The sequence below is a fragment of the Micromonospora profundi genome (assembly GCF_011927785.1).
Taxonomy (GTDB): Bacteria; Actinomycetota; Actinomycetes; order Mycobacteriales; family Micromonosporaceae; genus Micromonospora; species Micromonospora profundi.
In genome coordinates, this window is record NZ_JAATJK010000001.1 from 3,279,428 (window position 1) to 3,299,286 (window position 19,859).

Consider the following 19,859-nt stretch of genomic DNA (forward strand, 5'->3'; position numbering starts at 1 on the left):
GGGCCGCGCGTTCGCAGGCTCGGCTGGGCACGGCACCGGGGGCTCGTCTGGGGGTGTCCGCGACACGAGACCCCACACGAGCCCCGCGCACCTGGTCTGTCAGGTGCCTGACCTGCCCCAACCCACCCGACGCCAGGACCGAAACCAAGATCGACTCATCCAGACTCCCTACGGGACTCTCTCTCCAGGGGTATATCCATGCCGCAATCGCAATCGGCCAGCCTCCTTGCCATCTATCCCCACATCACCAACCGGGACCGTCGGCTTCTCCAGCTGCTCGACGACCACCAGGTCCTCACCACCGATCAGATCCACCGCATGCTGTTCCTGGCCCGACGGACCTGTCAGATCCGCCTCGGTGAGCTGGCCGCGCTGGGCCTGCTGGACCGGTTCCGGTTCGCCCGCGCCGGGGGTGGTAGCCATCCGTGGCACTGGACCCTCGGCCACCAGGGGCACCGCTTCCAGGCCGCCGCCCACCGCCGGCCCGAACCCACCGTGCGCACCAGCCGCCAGGCCGTCGACCGGCTCTCGGCCAACCCGAACCTGACCCACCTGCTCATGGCCAACGAATTCTTCGTCCGCCTCACCGTGCACGCCCGCCAACACCCGCAGGCGCGGCTGGACCGGTGGTGGTCCGAAACGATGACCACCAGGCAGTTCCGCACCATCACCGCAGACGGGCACGGCCTGTGGAGCGTCGCGGACACCACAGTGGGGTTCTTCCTGGAGGCCGACACCGGCACCGAACCCCTCGGCCGGGTGGTGGCCAAACTCGACCGGTACGCGCAGCTGATCCGCCGCGGCGGCCCCCGCTACCCGGTGCTGTTCTGGCTCGGCAGCGAACACCGGGAGGAACACCTACACCGGCTCCTGCGCAGCCGCCGCGACAGCGTTCCCCTCGCAACCGCCAACCACGCCACGAACCCCGCCGAAGCGGTCTGGCTTCGTGACGGCGCCACCGGCCGAGTCCGGCTCACCGAACTGCCCAGCGACCACGGGCAGCCCGTGGCGGACAACCCGAACTACGACGAGAGCGGCTTCGTACTCTGACAGACCCTGACAAGCTCACGGCAGATCCTATCAGCGCAGCTCAGCGGCATAGCCGGCAATCCTGACAGAGCGGGTGCTGTCAGGTCACGACGCTACGGTGCAACCTCTTCTCTCTTTGCTCGCACCGCCGCCCCGTCTTCCCCCTGGACCTGCCCGCGCCAGCGGGATCACCCACAGCCCACCTGACGGTCGGCTCGTGATCCACGCCCCGCGCCCTCGCACGGCAGCTTCCCGGCACAGACGCCGCCGCGACCCGGTGACACCACGCCACACACCCTCCACGCCCACCCCTGCCCGAAGGGAGCACCCTGCCATGCCCACGCCGCTGTTCGACCAGGTCGTCGTCACCGTCTGCTTCGCCCCCGGCGAAGACGCCGACTGGTTCGCCGCCTCGGAGAAGGTCAACGACCTGCTGCACGCCGACGGCACCCCGGCCCGCCGCTACCACGTCCGCCACCGCCGCCTCATCGGCTGGCTGACCCGCTTCCTCGGCTACTACCTCCTCGACGCCGCCCGCCGCTTCGGCGCGGTCACCATGGCCGCCGGAGGCCGCAAGGGCCGCCTCGACCTCACCGGCACCGCCGCCAACGCCGCCCACCACGCCGCCCTGCGCTGGCGTACCTGGAACACCCACATCGCCGCGACAACCCGTCCAGCCCACCCGTGGGAGGACTACCTCGCCCAGCACAACGCCGACCCGACCAAGCTCCGCCTGGCCGAGGCCCGCCGACGCTTCGAGCAACAACCACGCGTCCTGGCGATGCTCGCCCACCATCTCGACCCGTACGAACTGTCCGTCTACCAGGCCGGCGAAGCCACCTACGTCGGACTGCACTGGCGCATCGCCCTGATCGGCAACGCACTGATCACCACCGACGGCCGCCTGCTCATCCCGACCAGCGACTCCGTCGCCGACCGAATCCGCTTCCTCAACGAAGCCTGCGCCTACCTACGCAGCCTGCGCTCCAGCGCACGACTGTGCGCCGTCGCCATCGCCTAACTGCCCTACCGCCCGAACGCACCGAGGACCGGTCGCAGCCCCGCTGCGACCGGTCCTCGCCATGCCCACAACCCGACCGTCTGCAAAGGAGACCTCTCGTGTTCCTGACCGATCCCGCGCTACGGCGCATCGCCGCCGACACCAACGACGTCCTGCCCGAACACCTGTGGCGCCACGACACCGCCACCCCCGAACCACTCGGCGACCTCGCCCGCATCCTGCACAAGACCGCCCGCGACTTCACCGACAGCACCACCAGCCTCGACCAGGCCCTCGCCCGGGCGGGTGTGCTCACCGAAACCGCCCGGCAAGGGCTGGCCGCCCGCGCCGACCTGCACATCGCCAGCTACCAGCAGACCCTCACCGACGCACTGGTCGCCCGCGAACGGCACACCGTCCTCGGGGCCGCGCTCGTCACCTGCTACCACGCCTGGCGCCACCACCGACCGATCGCCGACGGCGACGAGCGGTACCTACTCCTGCGGCGCTGCGACCCGTCGCGAGGCGTCGCGACGCTACGGCGCAGCGACCCGCACACCTGGCTGGTCGTACCCGACGTCGAGGCCGCCGGCGCGTTCGACATCCCCTACCCGGATCGCGTCGTCGGCGAGGTCACCGAAACCGATCACGGGTGGACGCCCACCGCCTACATCGCCCGGCCGCATCAGGCCCCGCTCACCACGGTGTATCCGCTACCCGCCTGCGGTGACCTCGCCTCGGCCTGCCGGTCCCTGCTGCGCTGGTGGCACCTACGCCACTCCGACACCTGGCGCAACCGCACCCCGAACCAACTCGACCCCACCGAACTCGCCCACCTCGCCAGTTGAAGCCGGGGACCTCATGGCGCACCTCGACACGATCAGCCGCTGGATCACCGCGACGACCGAGCGCACCCTCGACCAACACGCCACCGACCCCGTCCCCGCCGCCGCACACCTGCCCGAAGCCGCCGCCAACCTGCGGCACCTGCGCACCGAACTGCTACACGCAGTCGACCGGCTGCGCACCCTCCTGATCAACGAAGACGACCTGAACGGTTCCACCAGCACGGTCGCCGGCCCGGTCGAGACCATCACAGAGCTGGCCCGGGAGTACCGGTACGCCCGCAACTGGATCGACACCCTCATCGGCGACGCGGCACGGGCCGCGTACGCGCAGGCGAACCCGGGCCGGTCGGTGCGGCGGCGCTACGTCAGCCCCGGTGACACGGTCCTGGTCGTCCTGCCGCACACCGACTCCTGCCGCCGACAGAACCTCGCCGGACACGCCAGCCCCATCAAGGTCGGCACATCCGACGCCCGGATCCGCCCGCCCGGCAGCGTCAACCCGCTGTATCTGTCCCACGCCGACGCCGGCGTCTACCGCGATCCGACCGAGGACCGCCTCTACATCCTCCAGGCCGACGAGGCCGTCCCCGGTCACTGACCGGCGCCGCGGCACCACTCACCGCCACGACCCACCGGGCCACGCCTGAGCGGCGCCCCTCGGCAGCGCGCGACGTCATGCGCCTGCCGCACTGGCCGTTGCCCGCGACCCCCGGCGCACCACCCGCCCCGGCACACCACCGTGCCCGGCACCCCTCACCAGTTCCCACGAAAGGAAAATCCTGATGGAACACCTGTCGCTGACGCCTGCCACGCAGGCCGCCCTCGACGCCCTGACCGACCTCGGTCAGGGCGACGTCCACGAGTTGGCCGACAAGTCCGGCAAGGCCCGCTCGACCACCGACAAGGCGATCAAGACCCTGGCCGACGCCGGTGTCATCGTCGCGGTGGACCCCGACGCCGACCCGGCCGAGGGCAAACCCGCGCGGTGGACCCTCGCCACGCCGAGCGACGCCGATGCCCTCTTGCCCGCCGACCCGGCCGACGCGGCCGACATCGGCGAACCGGAGCCTGACAACGCGGCCGACCAGCCGCAGATGGAGGCAGGCCACCAGCCCACCGATGCGGTCGACGGCGCCTCCGCCGAGAACGACCGACCGGACGACGGCAGTGACGACGCCGTCGACACGCCGGACACCGAGACGGCCGACCAATCGGGCAGCCAGGTCGACAGCGACGACGCGACCGAGTCCGACGGCACCACTGCGGACAACGCCGACCGTGGAAAGGACGAGCAGGCACCGACGGTCGCGGCCGTGCAACCCGCTCGCCCTGGGGACCGCAAGGTCATGGCCATCAAGGGTGTCCTTGCCGACTACGGGGACATCGGCGCCACGCTGGACCTGATTGTCGGCGAGAGCGGTATCAGTCACCCGACCGCCTCGCGGCTGCTGACCGCGATGGAGCAGGCCGACGCCGCCCGCCGGCTGCCCGGCCTGCCGCAGCGGTGGATCGCCGGCCCGACCAAGGCCAGCGAGGTCGACCCGAACCCGCAGCCACCCCGCTGCCCACTGTGCTACCAGGTCATCCGCGGCCTGGCGAACACGCCGAGCGCCACGGCCGCGGTGCTGCCCCTGATCCGGCCGGACGGCACGCTGCACGTCGTCGCGCCGGACGGCGAGACCCACGTCGTCACCCTGCCCCGTCGCACGCCGCCGCGCGCGACGGGCATCACCGCGAGCGTGGGCCGCCGCAGCGACGGGACCGCCAACGCCGACGGCAGCCAGCCGTTCGGCCGGGGCGAGTTGGAGAAGCTGACCCTCGACGTCCTGGCCGCGAACCCGGGCCGGGCGATGAGCCCGCAGGACATCGCCACCGCCATCAGTGCACAACTCGGCCGCGCGGTCAGCTCCGGGGCGGTGCGCAACAACTGCACCAAGGCCGCCGCCGCCGGCCGGATCCTCCTGGCCTCCGACACACCGCTGACCTTCACCTACTCGCCCCAGCCCGACCAGAACCCCACCCCGAGCACCAGCGCGAACCACCCTCGGCAGGACGACAACGACGCCGAGCAGTCCTGACCCGCACCACCCCCAACCCATCGCGGGGGCCGAGCGCGTACGCGCTCGGCCCCCGCGGCATATCGAAGAGGAGAACCCCTGTGCCGCACGAACTTGAGACATTCGCCGACGGAACGACCGCCTTCGCCAGCGCCCGCCTGTCGGCCTGGCATCAGCTGGGCACCGTCACCCAGCACACGATGAAGGCCGAGGAGATCATGGCCGCCGCCCGGCTCGGCGACTGGGGCGTACGGACCATCCGCACCGTCGGCATCGACATCGTCAACGGCGTCGAGGTGCAGATCCCCGCCGACGACAAGCGCATGACCGTGCGCCGCAACCCCGTCACCGGCGCAACCGAGTACCTGGGCATCGTCGGCACCGACTACACCGTGGTTCAGAACGAGCAGTGCGCCGAGATGCTCGACCGCCTCGTCGACCAGGTCGGCGGCGCCCACTTCGAAACCGCCGGAAGCCTCCGCCGCGGCAAGTCGGTGTTCGTCACGATGAAGCTGCCCACGGCGATGGAGATCGCCGGGGTGGACCGCCTGGACCTCTACCTCATCGGCACCACCTCCCACGACGGCACCGCCGCCCTGCGGGTCGACGCCAGCCCGATCCGAGTCGTCTGCGCCAACACCCAACGCGCCGCCTTCGCCCACTCGGCCGGGCACTACACGTTCCGGCACACCTCCAACGTCAACTCCCAGATCAGCCAGGCCCGTGAAGCGCTGGGCCTGATGTGGACGTACATGCAGACCTTCGAGAAGGCCGCCGAGCGGATGCTCCAGACCGAGCTGACCATGCGCGAGTTCGAGAAGGTCGTCGCCGGGGTGTGGCCGGTCAAGGACAACGCGTCCGAGCAAACCCGCAACAACGCCAAGCAGCGCCTCGGCACCCTCAAGTACCTGATCCGCGAGGCCGACACCCAGAAAGCGATCACCGGCAGCCGGTGGGCCGGCTACCAGGCCATCACCGAGTACCTCGACCACTACCAGCCCGCCAAGAACGAGACCGCCCGCGCCAACCGGGTGCTCACCGGAAACGTCGGCGAGCTGAAGGTGACCGCCTTCGACCTCCTGAAGGTCTGACCGCACCTCGACACCTCGGGGCAGCGGTCCACCGGCCGCTGCCCCGGCCCGCACAGGACGGACACACCCATGGCACAGCCGAGCACCACCGAACGCGGATCAGACCGGACGGGCCTCCCATGATCCGCCACATCCGTCACCCCCGCAACCTTCGACAGTCGGTGTGCGGCCTGCCCGCTGCCGACGTGCAGCGGTGGGAGACCGAAGACCCGCCGCGCGTCGAGTCCACCTGCGAGGACTGCTACACCCTGCTCCCCGAAGCGCGACGACCCGACGACGCCAACCACCCACCCGGAGACCCCACCCTCATCGACACGCTGCGGCGCATCGTCGCCAACCGCCAGCACGCCAAGATCGACGGTGTCCTCGTCGACCTGTGGTCGGCCAGCGTCACTGTCCTCATCTGGGGCAAACTCCGCGACGACAAGCGGCAACAGCTGCTGACCCTGCCGTCACACGAATTGATCCTGCGCTGCATCGCGATCTACACCCGCCTCACCGCGAAGAACGACCACCAGTGACCGGCCCCCGACCACCTCAGTGGTTCCACTTCGGGCCGTGGGTCTTCTCGATCGACGCCGCGCAAGCGCTGATCGCGGCGTCGCCCCGCGCCACCCAGCCCCTGGACGTGCCGGCGTGGGCCGCCGCGTACGGCCTCGCCTACCTCGGCAACGCGTGGGCAACCAGCCTCATCGGCCCGACCAGCACCGCCCTCAACCGGACCTACGCCATGACCACCGACCTGACCCAGCCGCTGATCGTGGCGCAGATCAGCGTCAACAAAGCGCCGCCTGGCCCGCTGCTCATCGACGGGACCCACCGCCTCTACCGGGCCTGGCGCGAACACATACCGCGACTGCCGGCCTACGTGCTCACCGTTGAGGAAACCCGGCAGGTCCAGGACGACCTGCTCCTCGGACCAGGCGGAACCTCCGCCATCCCGCCGTCGCACCCCTGACAGCCTGACACAACCCGATCCCACCGCGTACGCCTCGGAAGCCACCCCAACGCCGGCGGCGGCCGAGGCGTACGCGCATTCACCCCTTGCGGAGGAACCCGTGACGCACACGCCACCGTGGCGCAGGGTCTGCGACTGCCGCTGCATCATCCATTACCGCCAGCCGCGCACCACCTACAACGAGTCCGGCTGCGCCTGCACCATCACCTGCGCCACCCAGCCGATCACCTTGCTGACCAACCAGTGGGGCCGTTCGTTGTTCCTCGACCAGAGCAGCGGCCTCTGGCAGGTCCCCGCCATGGCCAACGGCACCTGGGACTGGGACCGCGCCACCAAGATCGACACCCGGGCCGACGTCTACAGCGTCGGCCTCGTCATCGACCACCTGCTCCGCCAAGCCGCCAATGTCCTCGACGCACTGCCCGACTAACAGTGACCACTCAAGGTGGGCCGCCCATGCGGGCGGCCCACGACCTTTCGTGCTTCACGAACAGAGGAGACATCTATGCGCCGCACCGCCCGCGAGCGCACCTGCGACTGCCGCTGCCCGACGCTTACGCCACATGGACCGACGACGCCCAGCACCTCGTGGAGCAGTTGACCAAGGCCCTCACCGAGTGCGCCACCGACGCCCTCGACGCGCTTCCCGCCGGGTTCGCGCTACCCACCAACACCCCACCCGCCGTAGCGACCGCCATCAGCTGGGCCGTGAACCCAACTCGGCACGCCCTACCACTTCGGCGGCACCTGCACCGACCCGCACTCCGGCGACCCCGACAACAATGCGACTGCTCTCGCTCGTGCAGTCGGCGTACCGGGCCGCCGGCATCCCCATCCCACGCGTCACCACCGACCAGGTCAACGCCGGAAAGCCGGCAGCTGACCCGACCCTCCAGCTGCCGGGCGACCTCGTGTTCATCCCCGGTAGCCGAGGCACCATGGCCAACCCCGCCACGTCGGCATGCTATTGGGCAGGAACTGATCATCCAGGCGCCACGAACCAGCGACACGGTCAAGATCTCGCGACTGAACAACTGGTTCGGCCAGATCGCCGCCATCAGGCGGGTTGGGCTGTAGCAGCGTCGGAATCCCCACGGGCCAGGGCGATAGAGACAGCCCTGCACGCCGAATTGCCGATGACGTCGCTCGCCACATGCCCTGGCCTGGCCTGGCCTGGGGACGCTCCGGCAGATGAAACAGCCGAAATGAGTACGCCTCAGACCAGATCGCGCCAGAACTCGACGCTCGCCTTCGGCTCCCACGGGGCCTGGCCTGGGCCCACGCTACCGAACTCCCGGTCGATGTAGTCGGCGAGATCCAACCCGTAGTAGATGATGTCGGTCTGCCACATCGAAAGCACCGGGTGGCCGAAAGCCCTCGGCTCACCAGGAAGATACCGGTGCCCATACACCGGCACCATCTTCGGAACCTGCGCCAGCATGTGCGTCGCTGTCGCCGATGCGGAGGCGGTGCCGCTTGGACGTGAACCCCAGCCGTCGTACCAGAAGCCGTTGTTCTCGACGTCGAACAGCACTCCTTCGCTGGGCCAGTCCAGCAGACCGCGCAGCATGTCGCGGTCCCCACTACGCCATTCGGGCCATGGCTGCGGGTTTGCGTAGATCACGTCCGGCTCGCGTGGCTCGGGCCGAGTGTTCACCGGCAGCCCTGCGGACAGAAACGCCCGGTGGTCGGCGGCAAACTGGAACCCGAATTCTTGCTCAATCCGGTCAAGTTCCGAGTCGGTGAGTCCGGGGTCGATCGCGCAGACGGATCTGAGCCGTAGCCGTCGCATCGCTTCCTGACCGAGACGGCGGCCATCGACACCCTGCTGATCAAGCCCTGCCATCACGACGCGAGACTCTACCTCGTCAACGTGTCACCGATCTGCGCCTTCGTCATCGCATCGACGCACTCACGTCGGCACGACCGCGCACCCTCGGGCCGAAGTGCCATTGCTGTGGGTAATGCTCGGTTCGGGCAAGCGGTCGTGGTCAGCAGGGATCGGATGCGCCTGACAGCATCGTCGGGTGGCCGAGACAACGGACTGGCACGACTGGCATTCGCCGTACGCCGACGACGCGTCAGCGTTGTCACGGCGACTACGGATCGTGCAGCGCCACATCGACGACTGGCTGGACCAGCGGCCAGAGCCCACGCTACGAGTCGTCAGCGTGTGCGCGGGTCAGGGCCACGACCTCATCGGCGTGTTGACCGGCCGCTCGGACGCCGACCGGGTGCAGGCCGAACTGATCGAAAAGGACTCACGTAACGCCGCAGCCGCACGCAAGCGCGCCGCCGCGGCCGGTCTCGGCGGTATCACCGTCCGGTGTGCCGACGCCGGCGACTTCGCCGCGTACCGTACCGCCGTCCCGGCCGATCTGGTGCTCCTCGCCGGCGTGCTGGGCAACATCAGCGACCAGGACGCCCGAGCGACGATCACCTCACTGCCGAGGCTGTGCGCGCCAGGAGCCGCGGTGATCTGGACCCGGACACGTAGGCCTCCGGACCTGACCCCGGCGGTGCGGCGCTGGTTCGCCGGCGTGGAGTTCACCGAGCAGGCCTTCGATGCGCCGCCCGGCGGACTGTTCTCAGTGGGCGTGCACCTGTTCCGCGGCCGACCCGACAGCCCGCCCCCGAGCGGCCGGATCTTCACCTTCACACGATAAGAATTATCCGCCGCCGAGACTGCCGGTAGCGGTAGTCAGAGCAGCGACGTAGCAATGTCCGCGGCAGATCAGCGCATGCGGGACCGCTAGCACACGCTTTTCTGATGGCCGAGCCGGCCGGGCAACGACAACGCTGAGGGCCGTTAACCAGAATGTTGGACACGTGGCTCGCCACGACCACCCCGCAACCACGATTGGCGAGGAGCAGACCATCGACAACTCCGACACGATCTCCCTGTGGCGGCCCACTGGGCAGGCCGAACGTGACCTCGTGGCGGCGTCGGGGTGGCGGGCTTGGCCACCACGCCTGGCGGATCAGCCGATCTTCTACCCGGTCCTGAACCGCTGGTATGCCACGAAGATCGCCCGGGAGTGGAACGTCCCGGCCGGGGGTGTCGGCTACGTAACCCGGTTTGACGTCGAGCGGTCGTACCTGGACCGTTACGAGGTTCACCAGGCCGGTGGCCGCGACGTGCTGGAGTACTGGATCCCCGCCGAGGAGCTTGCCGACCTCAACGCCCACATCGTCGGCGCCATCATCGAGGAATCCGAGTACCGCGGCCCAGTGAACGACCACGAGTTCGCCCGCGCCGACAAGGCCCTGGGCCGGTCTCTGCCGGCCGCTTGGCGCACCTACCTCCAAGGTGAGTCGTGGTTCCGGCGAGGGTGGATGTCCAGCGGAGCCTACGTGTGGCTCAACTCGCCACGCGAAATGCTCGACGTGCATGACGCATGGGACCACGCCACCGATGAGCATCCCGGCATCGCGATCATCGGCGGTGACGGCTCACGCGAACAGCTTGTGCTCGACCTGCGCAGCGACCCTGCGCCGGTGCTACTGACCGACATCACCAGCAGCGGCTGGGAAGATGCGATTCGGCAAGCCGACGATGTCAGCCAGCTCATCGACCGCATCGAGGCAGGCACCTTCGAATTCACCATCGAGGACTAGCGGACATCGGCGGGCATAATCGACCGCGTACCTCGCGGCTCCGCGCATCACTGATGCGGTGGCAGCACCGTTTGAGTCGACGCAGGCGCCGGGGAGCCCGGTCATGATGAGCGGACTCCTGCAAGCAGCCCCGACGCGCAGCCATACAGCGAGTGATCGGTGCCTTCGTCAGTTGTCCGTCGGAGGTTCTTCAGCGGCTTCGGCAAGGTAGCCGCAGAGCTGTGGGTCGCATCCGGCCTTGTGGTCTCGGCTCCAGAGGTAGGCGTCTCGCTGCGTGACACGAGCGAGGTGAACCAGTCGCAGTTGTTCCCGTCGGGTCAGGGTCGAGGGCAGTGCGGTGAAGGTTTCGGGGAGCACGGCGATCATGCTGCTGACCTGATCGCCGTCGTACATCCGCAGCAGTGCGGTGCACTGCCACCAGCGGATCGCGCCGCCGTGACTGTCTCGGTTGCCCGGCCAGTAGTAGTTTGCCGGGTCCGGGACCAGGTAGTGGACGCCATCGAGGTCCAGGTGGGCCCGGAGCCATGGTCCGCCTGCGCCGAGGCCGAGTCGGAGCCGTCCGGCCTCTTCGTACAGGGCGCAGACCGCGTCGGTGTCGAGAGCTTTGAGAGCACGTGCTTCCGCAGGCAGCGGCTGACGTCCGGCCGGGGCTCTAACCGGCCAGCGTCGCAGTAGAACGCTGACCCGTTGCCGCAGCGTCATCGGCAACGGACCCTTGCCACGAATCGGCAGTGGCGGTGGTGGCGTCCACCGACGGCCGCCCTGCTCGATGTGGCGCAGCATCCATGCGCGCCCCTGCGAGCCAGTGGTGTTCCAAGTCCAGCTCATTGGCCGCGTGGCCATCGCCTGCTGGAGACTGCTGCCGGAGGTTCCTCTGCGCGACGGCCGCCAGGACCGTGGCCGAGCGATCCCCGGCATGTTGTGGCACAGATCGGCCAGAAACCTGATGCGCTCCAGATCCTCATCGAGGGAGCTGTCCGCCGACCTGCGCCGGGCGTCTCCGGCCAGATAACGAATCTCCGTGAACGCCCTGGCCGCCAACAATGCGGCTACGTCCCGATCGAGCCTGACATCCCGGCGCTTCACACCGCCTCACCAGTACCGCAATGACCGGTGCGATCCAGGGCCCGGCAGACCCACTTCTCCGCCTGATCAAGACCCTCGTCGAGCCGGATCCATCTCGCGCCGAGTGCCCCGGCGACAAGGACCACGGCGGTGCCGTACTGGAACGCGAGCCGCATGCGCCCATGATGCCAGCGGCGTACTCAATTCAGACGCTGTCTCCTGTCATCGAGGGCCAGATGCGTTCCGTCGCCCGTTTCTCCGAGGTGCTGATGAAGTGCCGGGACGTGCGCAGCGCCAGCGACCAAAATGATCTGAGCGGCATGAAGGCTCCGGCTGCGAGGCGACCGGTGCTGCGGAGATCGATCGCGGCGGCCGTCGCATGACACAGGCCAACGAGGACAAACACTTCCGGCTGGCCTCAGCGCGGAGGTGGTCAGGCCGAGCTGGTCCGACCCGGCAGCAAGAGGGCGGCGGCCCGCGCGGTGGCGGTTTCCGCCGGTTTACGGGGGCGTGCCGATGCGCGGGCGTACGAGGTGCAGCGAACGGACCGGGCGGGCGGCGTTGAAACGTGCGCGGGGCGGTCTGGCGGGAGAGGGTCAGTTCTCGTCCGGGCTGTTTCGCAGCTGGGTGGCGAGTGCGATGGTGTCGTCGTGCGGTTCGGCATCGAGGTCGGCGAGGGCTTTGGTCAGGGCGCGTAGCAGGGTGCGGATGCCGTCGGCGTCGCCGAGGGCGTGTCGGGCGTGCATCGCCTTGGTGTAGAGGGCTTCGTTGTAGTGGTCGAGTCCGATGGCTTTGGCGAGTAGGTCGGATGCGGCCTGCGGGTTGCTGTCGAGGAGGTCGTCGGCGAGCAGGAGGTGGGCTTCGGTGCCCCAGCGGCGGACTGTTTCGCGGTGGGGTTGCAGCCATTCGTAGTCGTGGCCGTCGGCGAGGGGCGCGGTGTAGAGGTCGCAGGCGGCGGTGAGGAGTTCGCGGCGGCGCGGTCCGGTGGCGATGGTGGCGCTGCGCATCAGGTCGCGCAGGGTCCACACGTCGACGTCGACGGTCGCAGGGTCGAGTAGGTACCGTCCTGCGGACTTGATGACGTAGGCGTTCTTCGTCGCGGCGGTTCCGGCGCGGCCGAGGACGTGCCGCAGGTTCGAGGCGTTGGTGTGGACGCGTTGGTCGGCTTGGCTGATGCGGGCGTCGGGTTCAAGGTATTCACCGATGTCGCGGGTGCTGGCTCCGTCGGGGTGCACGGCGAGGTAGACCGCGAGTTCCAGGGCTTTGGCTCGCAGCGGTCGGCCTTCTGCGGTGATGCCTTCGATGCGCGGGGTGCCGAGCACGCGCAGCCGCGCCCGCCCTGACAGGGCGTCGGCGGCGGGTTTGACGACGGTCGGGGTAGCCGGATCCGTGGCAGGGGCCATGGTCTCGGTGCGGCTCGCGTGTAGGGGCACGATCGTGACCGGTAGGGCGGGTGAGGTGCTGGCGGGCGGTTCGCCGGTCTGCGCCTCGCGGAGCGTGGTCAGGATCTGGAGGGCGGCGGCCGGTTCGAGTACGGGCAGGCGCGGTGGCACTGGTTCGGCGTGCTGCCCGGAGATGAGCGTGGTGTGTCCGTCCGGGGTGACCTCGACGGTGGGTCCGTGGGCCCATTCACCGAGTAGCAGCGCGGACACGTGCAGGCCTTCGCCCAGGGCGAGGGCGACTTTGGCGCGCATGCAGGCACTGGCTGACGGGGTTCCGGTGACGAGTACGACCGGCGGTAGCGCTTCCTCATCGGGCGCTGTCCGCCGCAACTCGTCCAGGTCGGTCAGGGCGTGCTCATCGAGGATGCGGCTGCGATGCAGCAGCCGGGACTCGATGACGGTGAGCGCGTCGTTGACGCTGTCGGTGACGTGCAGGCGCGGCCATGGGTTGAGGGTCACCGCGTCCGGTCCGAGCAGCGTGGCCAGGGTAGCGGTGTCGATGACGACCTCGCCGCGGGCGTTGGGGTGGTGCGGGCCGCCGGAGGCCAGCACGGCGACGAGGGCGGCGCGGGCGGCGGCGTGGGCGCCGTCTCCGACGATTCCGGTTCCGCCGCCCGGCAGTAACCCGAGGTCGGGTACGAGGGCGGGCGGCGGGCTGTCGTCGCTGCTCGTATCCGAAGGCTCGGGATCATGGGCGGCCACAGCGCGGCGGACCTGGACGACGGTCGGGGGCAGTTCGGTGGGCCGGTCATCGTCAGGCTCGCCGTTGTATCGACGGCGGCGTTGGAGCCAGAGCATCGCGGCGGCGGCGCTGATGGCGGCGGCGAGCGACCAAGGCAGCCAATCGGAGTCCGACAGATCCACACCCTGGTCTTCTGTGGCCGTAGGACTGTTCGTTGCGGGCGGCGACGTGGCGGGGTTGGAGACCCCTGACGATGGCGCGGGCGACGAAACGGATCCGCTTGGGGCTGCGGACGGCGTGGTGGTGGGAGTGCCGGCTGATGGCGAGGGCGCGGGTGGCGGCACGGCGGGATCGGGCGGGATCGGTGCGGCGCTCGGTGACGAGGGTGGTGTTGCAGGCCGGTCCGACCGGGGGTTGGGGGGCGTTGCGGGTGTGGCGGCGTGTGGTGGGCGGGCGTCGGTAGGGAGGCGAAGCTCCCAGCCGGGGTAGATGAGGTCGCAGTCGCGCAGGACACCGCCGACTGGGAAGTGGCGGTGCTTGTTCAGGCGGCAGACCTCCGGCCACCGGCCCGCGTCGCCGAGCCACTCCTTGGCGACCTTGGACAAGGTGTCGTGTCGCTCGACGGTGTAGAGGTAGCGCTGGTCGGCGACGTGGATGATGGCGGGTCCACGGGCTGCGGCTTGGCGGGGAACTTCGGCGCGCTCGGTCGCGGATGTCGACGGCCGATCCGGAAGCGCCGCCGCGTGTAGGGAGCCGGCGGGGGTGACGGCGAGCGCGGCGGTGCCGGCCAGACCGAACACGAGCCGGTGCAACGGGGCCGGCAGCCTGAGTAGGGGAATACGCCACCGGGTCACCGCCGCGAGGATCTCGGCGAGCAGGAGCAGTGCGAACACGCCCCACAGCAGCCACATCGCCCAGAGGGCCGCACCGATGAGGAAGTCCGGGGTGAACCGTCCACTGGAGCGCGCGAACCAGTCGGGGATCTGCGACCAGGCCGGCAGCCGGCGCAGCGGGTCCCCACCCGCGGTCCACAGCAGCACCGGAACGGCGACCAGGAAGAAGCCGGCGCCGATGACGCCGCGAACAGCCCCGCCGAGGGACGGTCTCGCACGTCGCGGCGAATCTGAGGGGATGCGGACGGTAGCTCGTGCACCGTACTCGGCGAGTTTGTCGTCTCTGCCCCGGCGCGTCTGCGGCACCTGTCCCCCCGGCGGTTGATCCTCGATCTTTTCGGATACACGAGGGTGAGTGTCTCTGGCTATCCCACCGAGAAGGATTCTCACCATCCGCGTACAACGAGTCACGTTCTGCGGATCATGGTTGACACCCGGTTGCCCTCACCGGCGAGACTGCCCCTCATGCCAAGCGGGGGCACTGTGTTGTCGATCGACCTCAGCTCGTCGGCCATCGCGGCCACTGTCAGCCGCCACGGCCTGAAGATCCCCATCCTCATCGACGGTCGCCTCGTCATGCCGCCCGGCGCCGCGATCGGCCCGGCGGGGGAGATCTACCTCGGCCTCGACGCCACGGCCGCGATGTCGCTGCCGGCCGACCACCGGTTCGTCGGTAACCCGGCTGACCTCCTCGGCCGGCCCACCAACAGTGTCGACGCGGCGCAACCCGACCCGGTGGATCTGCTCGCCACCGTGCTGCGCCACGTCACCCATCACGCTGCCGTCCACACCAACGGGCCGATCACCGCGCTCACCGTCACCGTCCCATCGAGCTGGGGACCACGCCGCTGCGGACACGTCAACGAGGCAGCAACCCGCGCAGGGTTTCCACCACCGGCTCTGGTCACCGCACCCGCCGCCCTCGCCGCCTACGCCACAATGCTCGGCGGCACCGTGCCGGCAGGCTCCTGCGTGCTGGTCTGCCAGGCAGACCGCGAACCGGCGACCCTCACCGTCCTGCAGACCGCTACCGACGGCTACCGCGAACTCGCGACACGACAGATCAGCCTCGACCAGGGCCTCGACCACCTCATCGCCCAACGCGTCGTCGCGATGGCAACCATCGACGCCGACCCGCTCCGAGCGGCGATGACCGCAGCCAGGAGCGATGAAACGGGCGACAGGCGCATTCTCCTGGAATCTGTTCGGGCCGCCAGAAGTCTGCTCGCGTCCCAAGACCAAGCAGCGATCCTGCTGCCCGCGCCCCGCCCACCCGCCGTCATCACCCGTCACGACGTCACGGCCGCCGCGCAGCCCCTCCTCGACCAGATCCCCGGCGCAGTCAACGGGCTCCTCGACGCGGCCGACGTCGACACCACACACCTCGCCGGCGTCGTCCTCAGACCAGCCCTCGGCGTCCCCGTGCTGGCCGAAGCGCTCACCGCAGCTGCCGGCAAAACCCCTACGCTCATCGACCACCCCCACGCCCTCGCCGACGGGGCGCTCTGCCTCACCACCACCCACCAATCAGGCCCCGCAGCCGCCGCACAGCTGCCCCGCGTGCGCCTACGCATCAGCGACCTCACCGGCGCCCTGCTCCTCGGCGCCTGTTCCCTGGTCCTGCTCCTGCAAGCCGTGTTCACCGCTTACATCTCCACCTATAGCACCTGGGTCGTCGGCGTCCGCACCTCACTACCGCAACTCGGCGCCGCCGGTGCACTCGTCATACTCGCCGCATTCGCCGTGGCGCACCTGGCACCCACCACCTGGCTCGCCGGCACGACCACCGCATCAACACCCGAACCCACCACCGGCAGCCTCATCCGACGCGGATACCTCACCACCGCCGTCGGCGGCACCATCACCGCCGCGCTCTACGGCCTGGCCACCGGCACCGCCGTCGAATACGACTACACCCCCTACCTCACATGGACCCTCGGCGCCGCCCTCCCCCTCGCAGCCTGCGCCGCCCTCATCGCCGCCACCGCACCCCGCATCCCCGCCGACGCACTACCCACCTGGCTTGCCATGACCCGCCCCGCCATCACCCACGCGATCACCGCCACCGCCGGCATCTACCTCATGCGCGCCGCACTCACCCTCACCACACCCATCTCCACGAACACCATCGCCGCAATCGCCGGCAGCATCGGCGCAGCCCTCCTCGGCATAGCCACCGCCCTCACCATCAGCCGCAGCCGCACGATCCGCGCCATCACCGCACCCGGCCTCGCCATCGGCTACGCCCTCGTCTTCACCGTCGACACCACCGGCGCCCTCATCGTCGGCTACCTCGCCGCCCTCACCTGGTGGGCCATCCGACTCACCGCACACACCCTGCGGCTCGCCTTCCCCCAGCCAGGAACAGCGCTGCGACGCCTCACCAACCCATCAAGCGACTGAAAGACCTGAAGGAGCATTCCGACCTCTCGCGGAGCGCCATGTACCGTTCTGGTTCGGATTCCTTTCACCTCATGGATTCACACCCTGCCCACCACCACGGTCGACGTGAGGCCGCCACACCGTCCGCAACAGACGACCCCGAACGCGCTCGCAGGCCCGGCGACGTCATCGGACCGGTACTCGCAGGATGCGGTCGTCGCCTGGCCGTGGGGCGGTGCCGCCCCAGGTGGCGCGGTCGGTGTTGGAGGTGATGAGCCAGAGGGTTCCGTCGGGGGCCGTTTCAACCGTGCGGATGCGGCCGTAGTCGCCGTGGAAATGCTGGATCGGATCTCCGACGGTGACGCCCTCGTTGACCGGCTGCTGCCACAACCGCTGTCCGCCGAGGGCGCCGATCCACAGTGAGCCGGCGGCGTAGGTGACGCCCGAAGGCGAGGCCTCGTCGGGGTGCAGGGTGAGGATCGGGGGTTCCCCGGTGCCGCCCTGAACGCCCTCGGACTCCGGCCAACCGTAGTCCCGGCCCGCCTTCAGCACGTTTACCTCGTCCCAGGTCCGGTGCCCCAGTTCGGACGCGTATGGCGTCGCGTCCGGGCCGAAGGCGATGCCTTGCACGTTGCGATGCCCGGAGGAGTAGATGGGTGAGTCGGGTGTCGGGTTGTCGTCCGGGATCGAGCCGTCCGGCCGGATGCGGAGGATCTTGCCGTTGACCGTGGCGTCGTCGGCGGCGTTCTGCGGCTCGAACGCGTCGCCGGTTCCGATCCACAGGTTGCCGTCCGGTCCGATCGCGATCCGGCCGCCGTGGTGCCGGTCGGCGGTCTGGATGCCGTCCAGCAGCACCCGGACCCGGGTGAGCGAACGGAAGTCGGCGGCGATCCGCAGCGCGACGATCGAGTTCTCGCGCGCTCCGGAGACCGAGGCGAAGACCGTACGGTCGGTGGCGAAGTCGCGCGAGGCGATGATGCCGAGCAGGCCGCCTTCTGAGCTTGCCACCACATCGGGCACGACGCCGACCGTGGCCGCTGTGCCGCCGTCGGCCGAGATTCGGACGATCTCGCCGGTAATCCGTTCCGACACCAGCGCAGAGCGGTCCGGCAGGAACGTCAATCCCCAAGGTGCTTCGAGCCCGGAGACGAGTTCGGTAGGTTCACCCAGCGTTGCGACCGGGCCGCTGCTGCGGGCGGCACCGGGCGGCCCGTCCGCGGGGCTGGTGGCCGGTTCGGGGCCGGATGAGCAGGCCGATAGGGCAAGCGCCACGGCTAGGCCTGCGATCAGCGAGATTCGGCGGTGCGATGGCTGCGACATGCTTCTTTCCTCCGGTGACAAGAGAATGTGGTTGCTCGAACGGGACGGATCGTCGACGTCCGGCTGGTTCTGCGGGGAGCTGGACGGTCGACAGTCCGTTCGCCCGGCACGGTGGTGGTCACGCGTACCGGTCATGGTGTGCGTCGGTCAGGAGGCGAATCGCCCCTGCAGGCGCTGGCAGGCGTAGCCGGCGGCGCCACCGATGACGCTGGCGGCGACGAGCGTGAGCAGGCCGGTCAGGACGTTGTCCGATTCCAGAGCGAAGAACGCGATGAGGCCGAGGAACCAGGCGATCATGTTGTTCAGCGGGGGCGTCGTGCGCATACCGACCGCGACGCAGGCCAGCACGAAAACAGCGACGGGCAGGGCGGCCATGCCGATGTGCGAGGACAGGAACGCGACGATGAAGTGCCCGCCGGCAGCCAGGAGCATTCCTGCCCAGAGGCTGAGCATGGAGTGCAGGCCCTGAGTGGCGGAGGCGGGGCGGGTGAACCACGCGACCCATCCGACGAACATCGCCCAGGCATGCACCCCGAGCGACTCGCTGAGCAGCGCTGCTACGGCGGCGATGACGGCGGCGATGACGGTGAACCGGATGAACTGGCTACGGGATGGAGTCGTTTCGGCCGGCGCGGGGGTGGTCGGTTTCATGATTTGCTGTGCCACGGTCTTTCCTCTCGAGGTCGATTCTCTGAGGGTTTTCCGGTGGTCAGGCGGCGCCGCCGTTGACGTAGATCGTCTGTCCGTTGATCCAGCGCCCACGTCCGGCGAGCAGGGAGATCACCTCGGCGATGTCCTCCGGGCGCCCGAGTCGCTCCATCGGGTTCTGACCGGCGATGTTCCGGATCATTTCGTCGCTCTTGCCCTCGAGGAACAGGGCTGTCGCGGTGGGCCCCGGTGCGACGGCGTTGACGGTGATGTCCCGCCCGCGCAGTTCCCTGGCCAGGATCGGCCCGAGCGCCTCGACTGCGGCCTTGCTCGCGGCGTATGCGGCGTAGGTGGGCAGGTTGAGCCGGGTCACCGACGTGGAGAAGTTGACGATGGCGCCACCGTCGCGCAGGCGACCGGCCGCCTCCCGGGCGACGACGAAGGTGCCTCGAACGTTGGTGCGGTGCATCCGGTCGAACTCGTCGAGGTCGAGTTCGGCGACCGGTTGAAGGACCATGGTGCCGGCGGCGTTCACGACCACGTCGACACCGCCGAACAACTGCTCCGTCATGTCGAACAGGGCTTTCACCGCGCTCTCGTCGGCCACGTCGGCCTGGATGGCGTGGGACCTGCCGCCGGCCTCCTGAATCGCCGTGACCGCGGCTTTGGCCTCGACCTCGTTGGCGGCGAACACGATCACGACATCCAGCCCGTCGGCGGCCAGGCGTTCCGCGACTGCCCGGCCTATTCCCCTGGAACCGCCGGTGACGACGGCAACGCGGTTGTGGTTGGTGGACATGTTGATGCTCCTTCTCGTTCGCGAAAT

The 19,859-nt window shown here is 69.4% G+C and carries 18 protein-coding genes and 1 pseudogene; 13 read left to right on the forward strand and 6 right to left on the reverse strand.

The genetic code is table 11. The features are described 5' to 3' along the window. Nucleotides 1-198: 198 nt before the first annotated feature. The 9 genes from F4558_RS14410 to F4558_RS14450 all read left to right on the forward strand — a co-directional run bounded on the left by F4558_RS14410 (nt 199) and on the right by F4558_RS14450 (nt 7,413). Nucleotides 199-1,050 carry a replication-relaxation family protein gene (locus F4558_RS14410; protein WP_167944635.1) on the forward strand — a complete coding sequence of 284 codons (852 nt, stop codon included), beginning with the start codon at nt 199-201 and terminating at the stop codon, nt 1,048-1,050. Nucleotides 1,051-1,363: 313 nt separating this feature from the next. Then, nucleotides 1,364-2,050, forward strand: coding sequence for a hypothetical protein (locus tag F4558_RS14415; protein ID WP_167944637.1), 687 nt, complete (start codon nt 1,364-1,366; stop codon nt 2,048-2,050). Between the two features lie 98 nt (nt 2,051-2,148). Next, nucleotides 2,149-2,877 carry a hypothetical protein gene (locus F4558_RS14420; protein WP_167944639.1) on the forward strand — a complete coding sequence of 243 codons (729 nt, stop codon included), beginning with the start codon at nt 2,149-2,151 and terminating at the stop codon, nt 2,875-2,877. Nucleotides 2,878-2,890: 13 nt separating this feature from the next. Next, entirely contained in the window at nt 2,891-3,475 is a 585-nt protein-coding gene (locus F4558_RS14425) for a hypothetical protein (protein ID WP_167944641.1), read from the forward strand. A gap of 184 nt (nt 3,476-3,659) precedes the next feature. Further along, nucleotides 3,660-4,955 carry a prolipoprotein diacylglyceryl transferase gene (locus F4558_RS14430; protein WP_209273299.1) on the forward strand — a complete coding sequence of 432 codons (1,296 nt, stop codon included), beginning with the start codon at nt 3,660-3,662 and terminating at the stop codon, nt 4,953-4,955. Between the two features lie 80 nt (nt 4,956-5,035). Next, the gene (locus tag F4558_RS14435) at nt 5,036-6,025 is read left to right on the forward strand and encodes a DUF932 domain-containing protein (protein ID WP_167944643.1); all 990 of its coding nucleotides are present in this window, start codon (nt 5,036-5,038) and stop codon (nt 6,023-6,025) included. Between the two features lie 119 nt (nt 6,026-6,144). Next, on the forward strand, nt 6,145-6,546 hold the full coding sequence (locus tag F4558_RS14440) for a hypothetical protein (protein WP_167944644.1): 402 nt from the start codon (nt 6,145-6,147) through the stop codon (nt 6,544-6,546). Continuing rightward, nucleotides 6,543-6,983: a hypothetical protein gene (locus tag F4558_RS14445; protein ID WP_167944646.1), complete on the forward strand. Its 441-nt coding sequence runs from the start codon at nt 6,543-6,545 to the stop codon at nt 6,981-6,983. The genes F4558_RS14440 and F4558_RS14445 overlap by 4 nt, the downstream gene beginning before the upstream one ends. A 100-nt stretch (nt 6,984-7,083) precedes the next feature. Beyond that, complete coding sequence (locus tag F4558_RS14450; protein WP_167944648.1) at nt 7,084-7,413, forward strand: hypothetical protein; 330 nt, start codon at nt 7,084-7,086, stop codon at nt 7,411-7,413. Nucleotides 7,414-8,199: 786 nt separating this feature from the next. Here F4558_RS14450 and F4558_RS14455 read toward each other — a convergent pair. After that, entirely contained in the window at nt 8,200-8,829 is a 630-nt protein-coding gene (locus tag F4558_RS14455; protein WP_167947474.1) for a hypothetical protein, read from the reverse strand. A gap of 181 nt (nt 8,830-9,010) precedes the next feature. On the opposite strand from F4558_RS14455, the gene F4558_RS14460 reads away from it, so the two are divergent. Together F4558_RS14460 and F4558_RS14465 are read left to right on the forward strand one after the other, a co-directional pair. Continuing rightward, nucleotides 9,011-9,649, forward strand: a complete 639-nt coding sequence (locus tag F4558_RS14460; protein ID WP_167944650.1) for an SAM-dependent methyltransferase — start codon at nt 9,011-9,013, stop codon at nt 9,647-9,649. Between the two features lie 211 nt (nt 9,650-9,860). Then, a pseudogene (locus tag F4558_RS14465) lies at nt 9,861-10,208 on the forward strand (ADP-ribosylation/crystallin J1); the annotation flags it as partial. A 561-nt stretch (nt 10,209-10,769) separates the two neighbouring features. Here F4558_RS14465 and F4558_RS14470 read toward each other — a convergent pair. Further along, complete coding sequence (locus F4558_RS14470) at nt 10,770-11,687, reverse strand: hypothetical protein (RefSeq protein WP_167944652.1); 918 nt, start codon at nt 11,685-11,687, stop codon at nt 10,770-10,772. 20 nt (nt 11,688-11,707) lie between these two features. Here F4558_RS14470 and F4558_RS14475 point away from each other — a divergent pair, with 20 nt between their 5' ends. After that, a complete protein-coding gene (locus F4558_RS14475) occupies nt 11,708-12,049 on the forward strand; it encodes a hypothetical protein (protein ID WP_167944654.1) in 342 nt (113 codons plus the stop codon). Nucleotides 12,050-12,262: 213 nt separating this feature from the next. On the opposite strand, the gene F4558_RS14480 is transcribed toward F4558_RS14475, so the two are convergent. Beyond that, nucleotides 12,263-14,830, reverse strand: coding sequence for an AfsR/SARP family transcriptional regulator (locus F4558_RS14480; RefSeq protein WP_245242526.1), 2,568 nt, complete (start codon nt 14,828-14,830; stop codon nt 12,263-12,265). A gap of 318 nt (nt 14,831-15,148) precedes the next feature. Here F4558_RS14480 and F4558_RS14485 point away from each other — a divergent pair, with 318 nt between their 5' ends. After that, nucleotides 15,149-17,086 carry an Hsp70 family protein gene (locus F4558_RS14485; RefSeq protein ID WP_167944657.1) on the forward strand — a complete coding sequence of 646 codons (1,938 nt, stop codon included), beginning with the start codon at nt 15,149-15,151 and terminating at the stop codon, nt 17,084-17,086. A gap of 165 nt (nt 17,087-17,251) precedes the next feature. On the opposite strand, the gene F4558_RS14490 is transcribed toward F4558_RS14485, so the two are convergent. From F4558_RS14490 to F4558_RS14500, 3 genes are read right to left on the reverse strand one after another with little or no spacing between them, the layout of a single operon-like run. Beyond that, complete coding sequence (locus F4558_RS14490) at nt 17,252-18,520, reverse strand: PQQ-dependent sugar dehydrogenase (RefSeq protein WP_312877336.1); 1,269 nt, start codon at nt 18,518-18,520, stop codon at nt 17,252-17,254. A 12-nt stretch (nt 18,521-18,532) separates the two neighbouring features. Further along, nucleotides 18,533-19,051 carry a DUF1097 domain-containing protein gene (locus F4558_RS14495; protein WP_167944661.1) on the reverse strand — a complete coding sequence of 173 codons (519 nt, stop codon included), beginning with the start codon at nt 19,049-19,051 and terminating at the stop codon, nt 18,533-18,535. A gap of 43 nt (nt 19,052-19,094) precedes the next feature. Then, nucleotides 19,095-19,832, reverse strand: a complete 738-nt coding sequence (locus F4558_RS14500) for an SDR family oxidoreductase (RefSeq protein ID WP_167944663.1) — start codon at nt 19,830-19,832, stop codon at nt 19,095-19,097. Between the last annotated feature and the right edge of the window lie 27 nt (nt 19,833-19,859).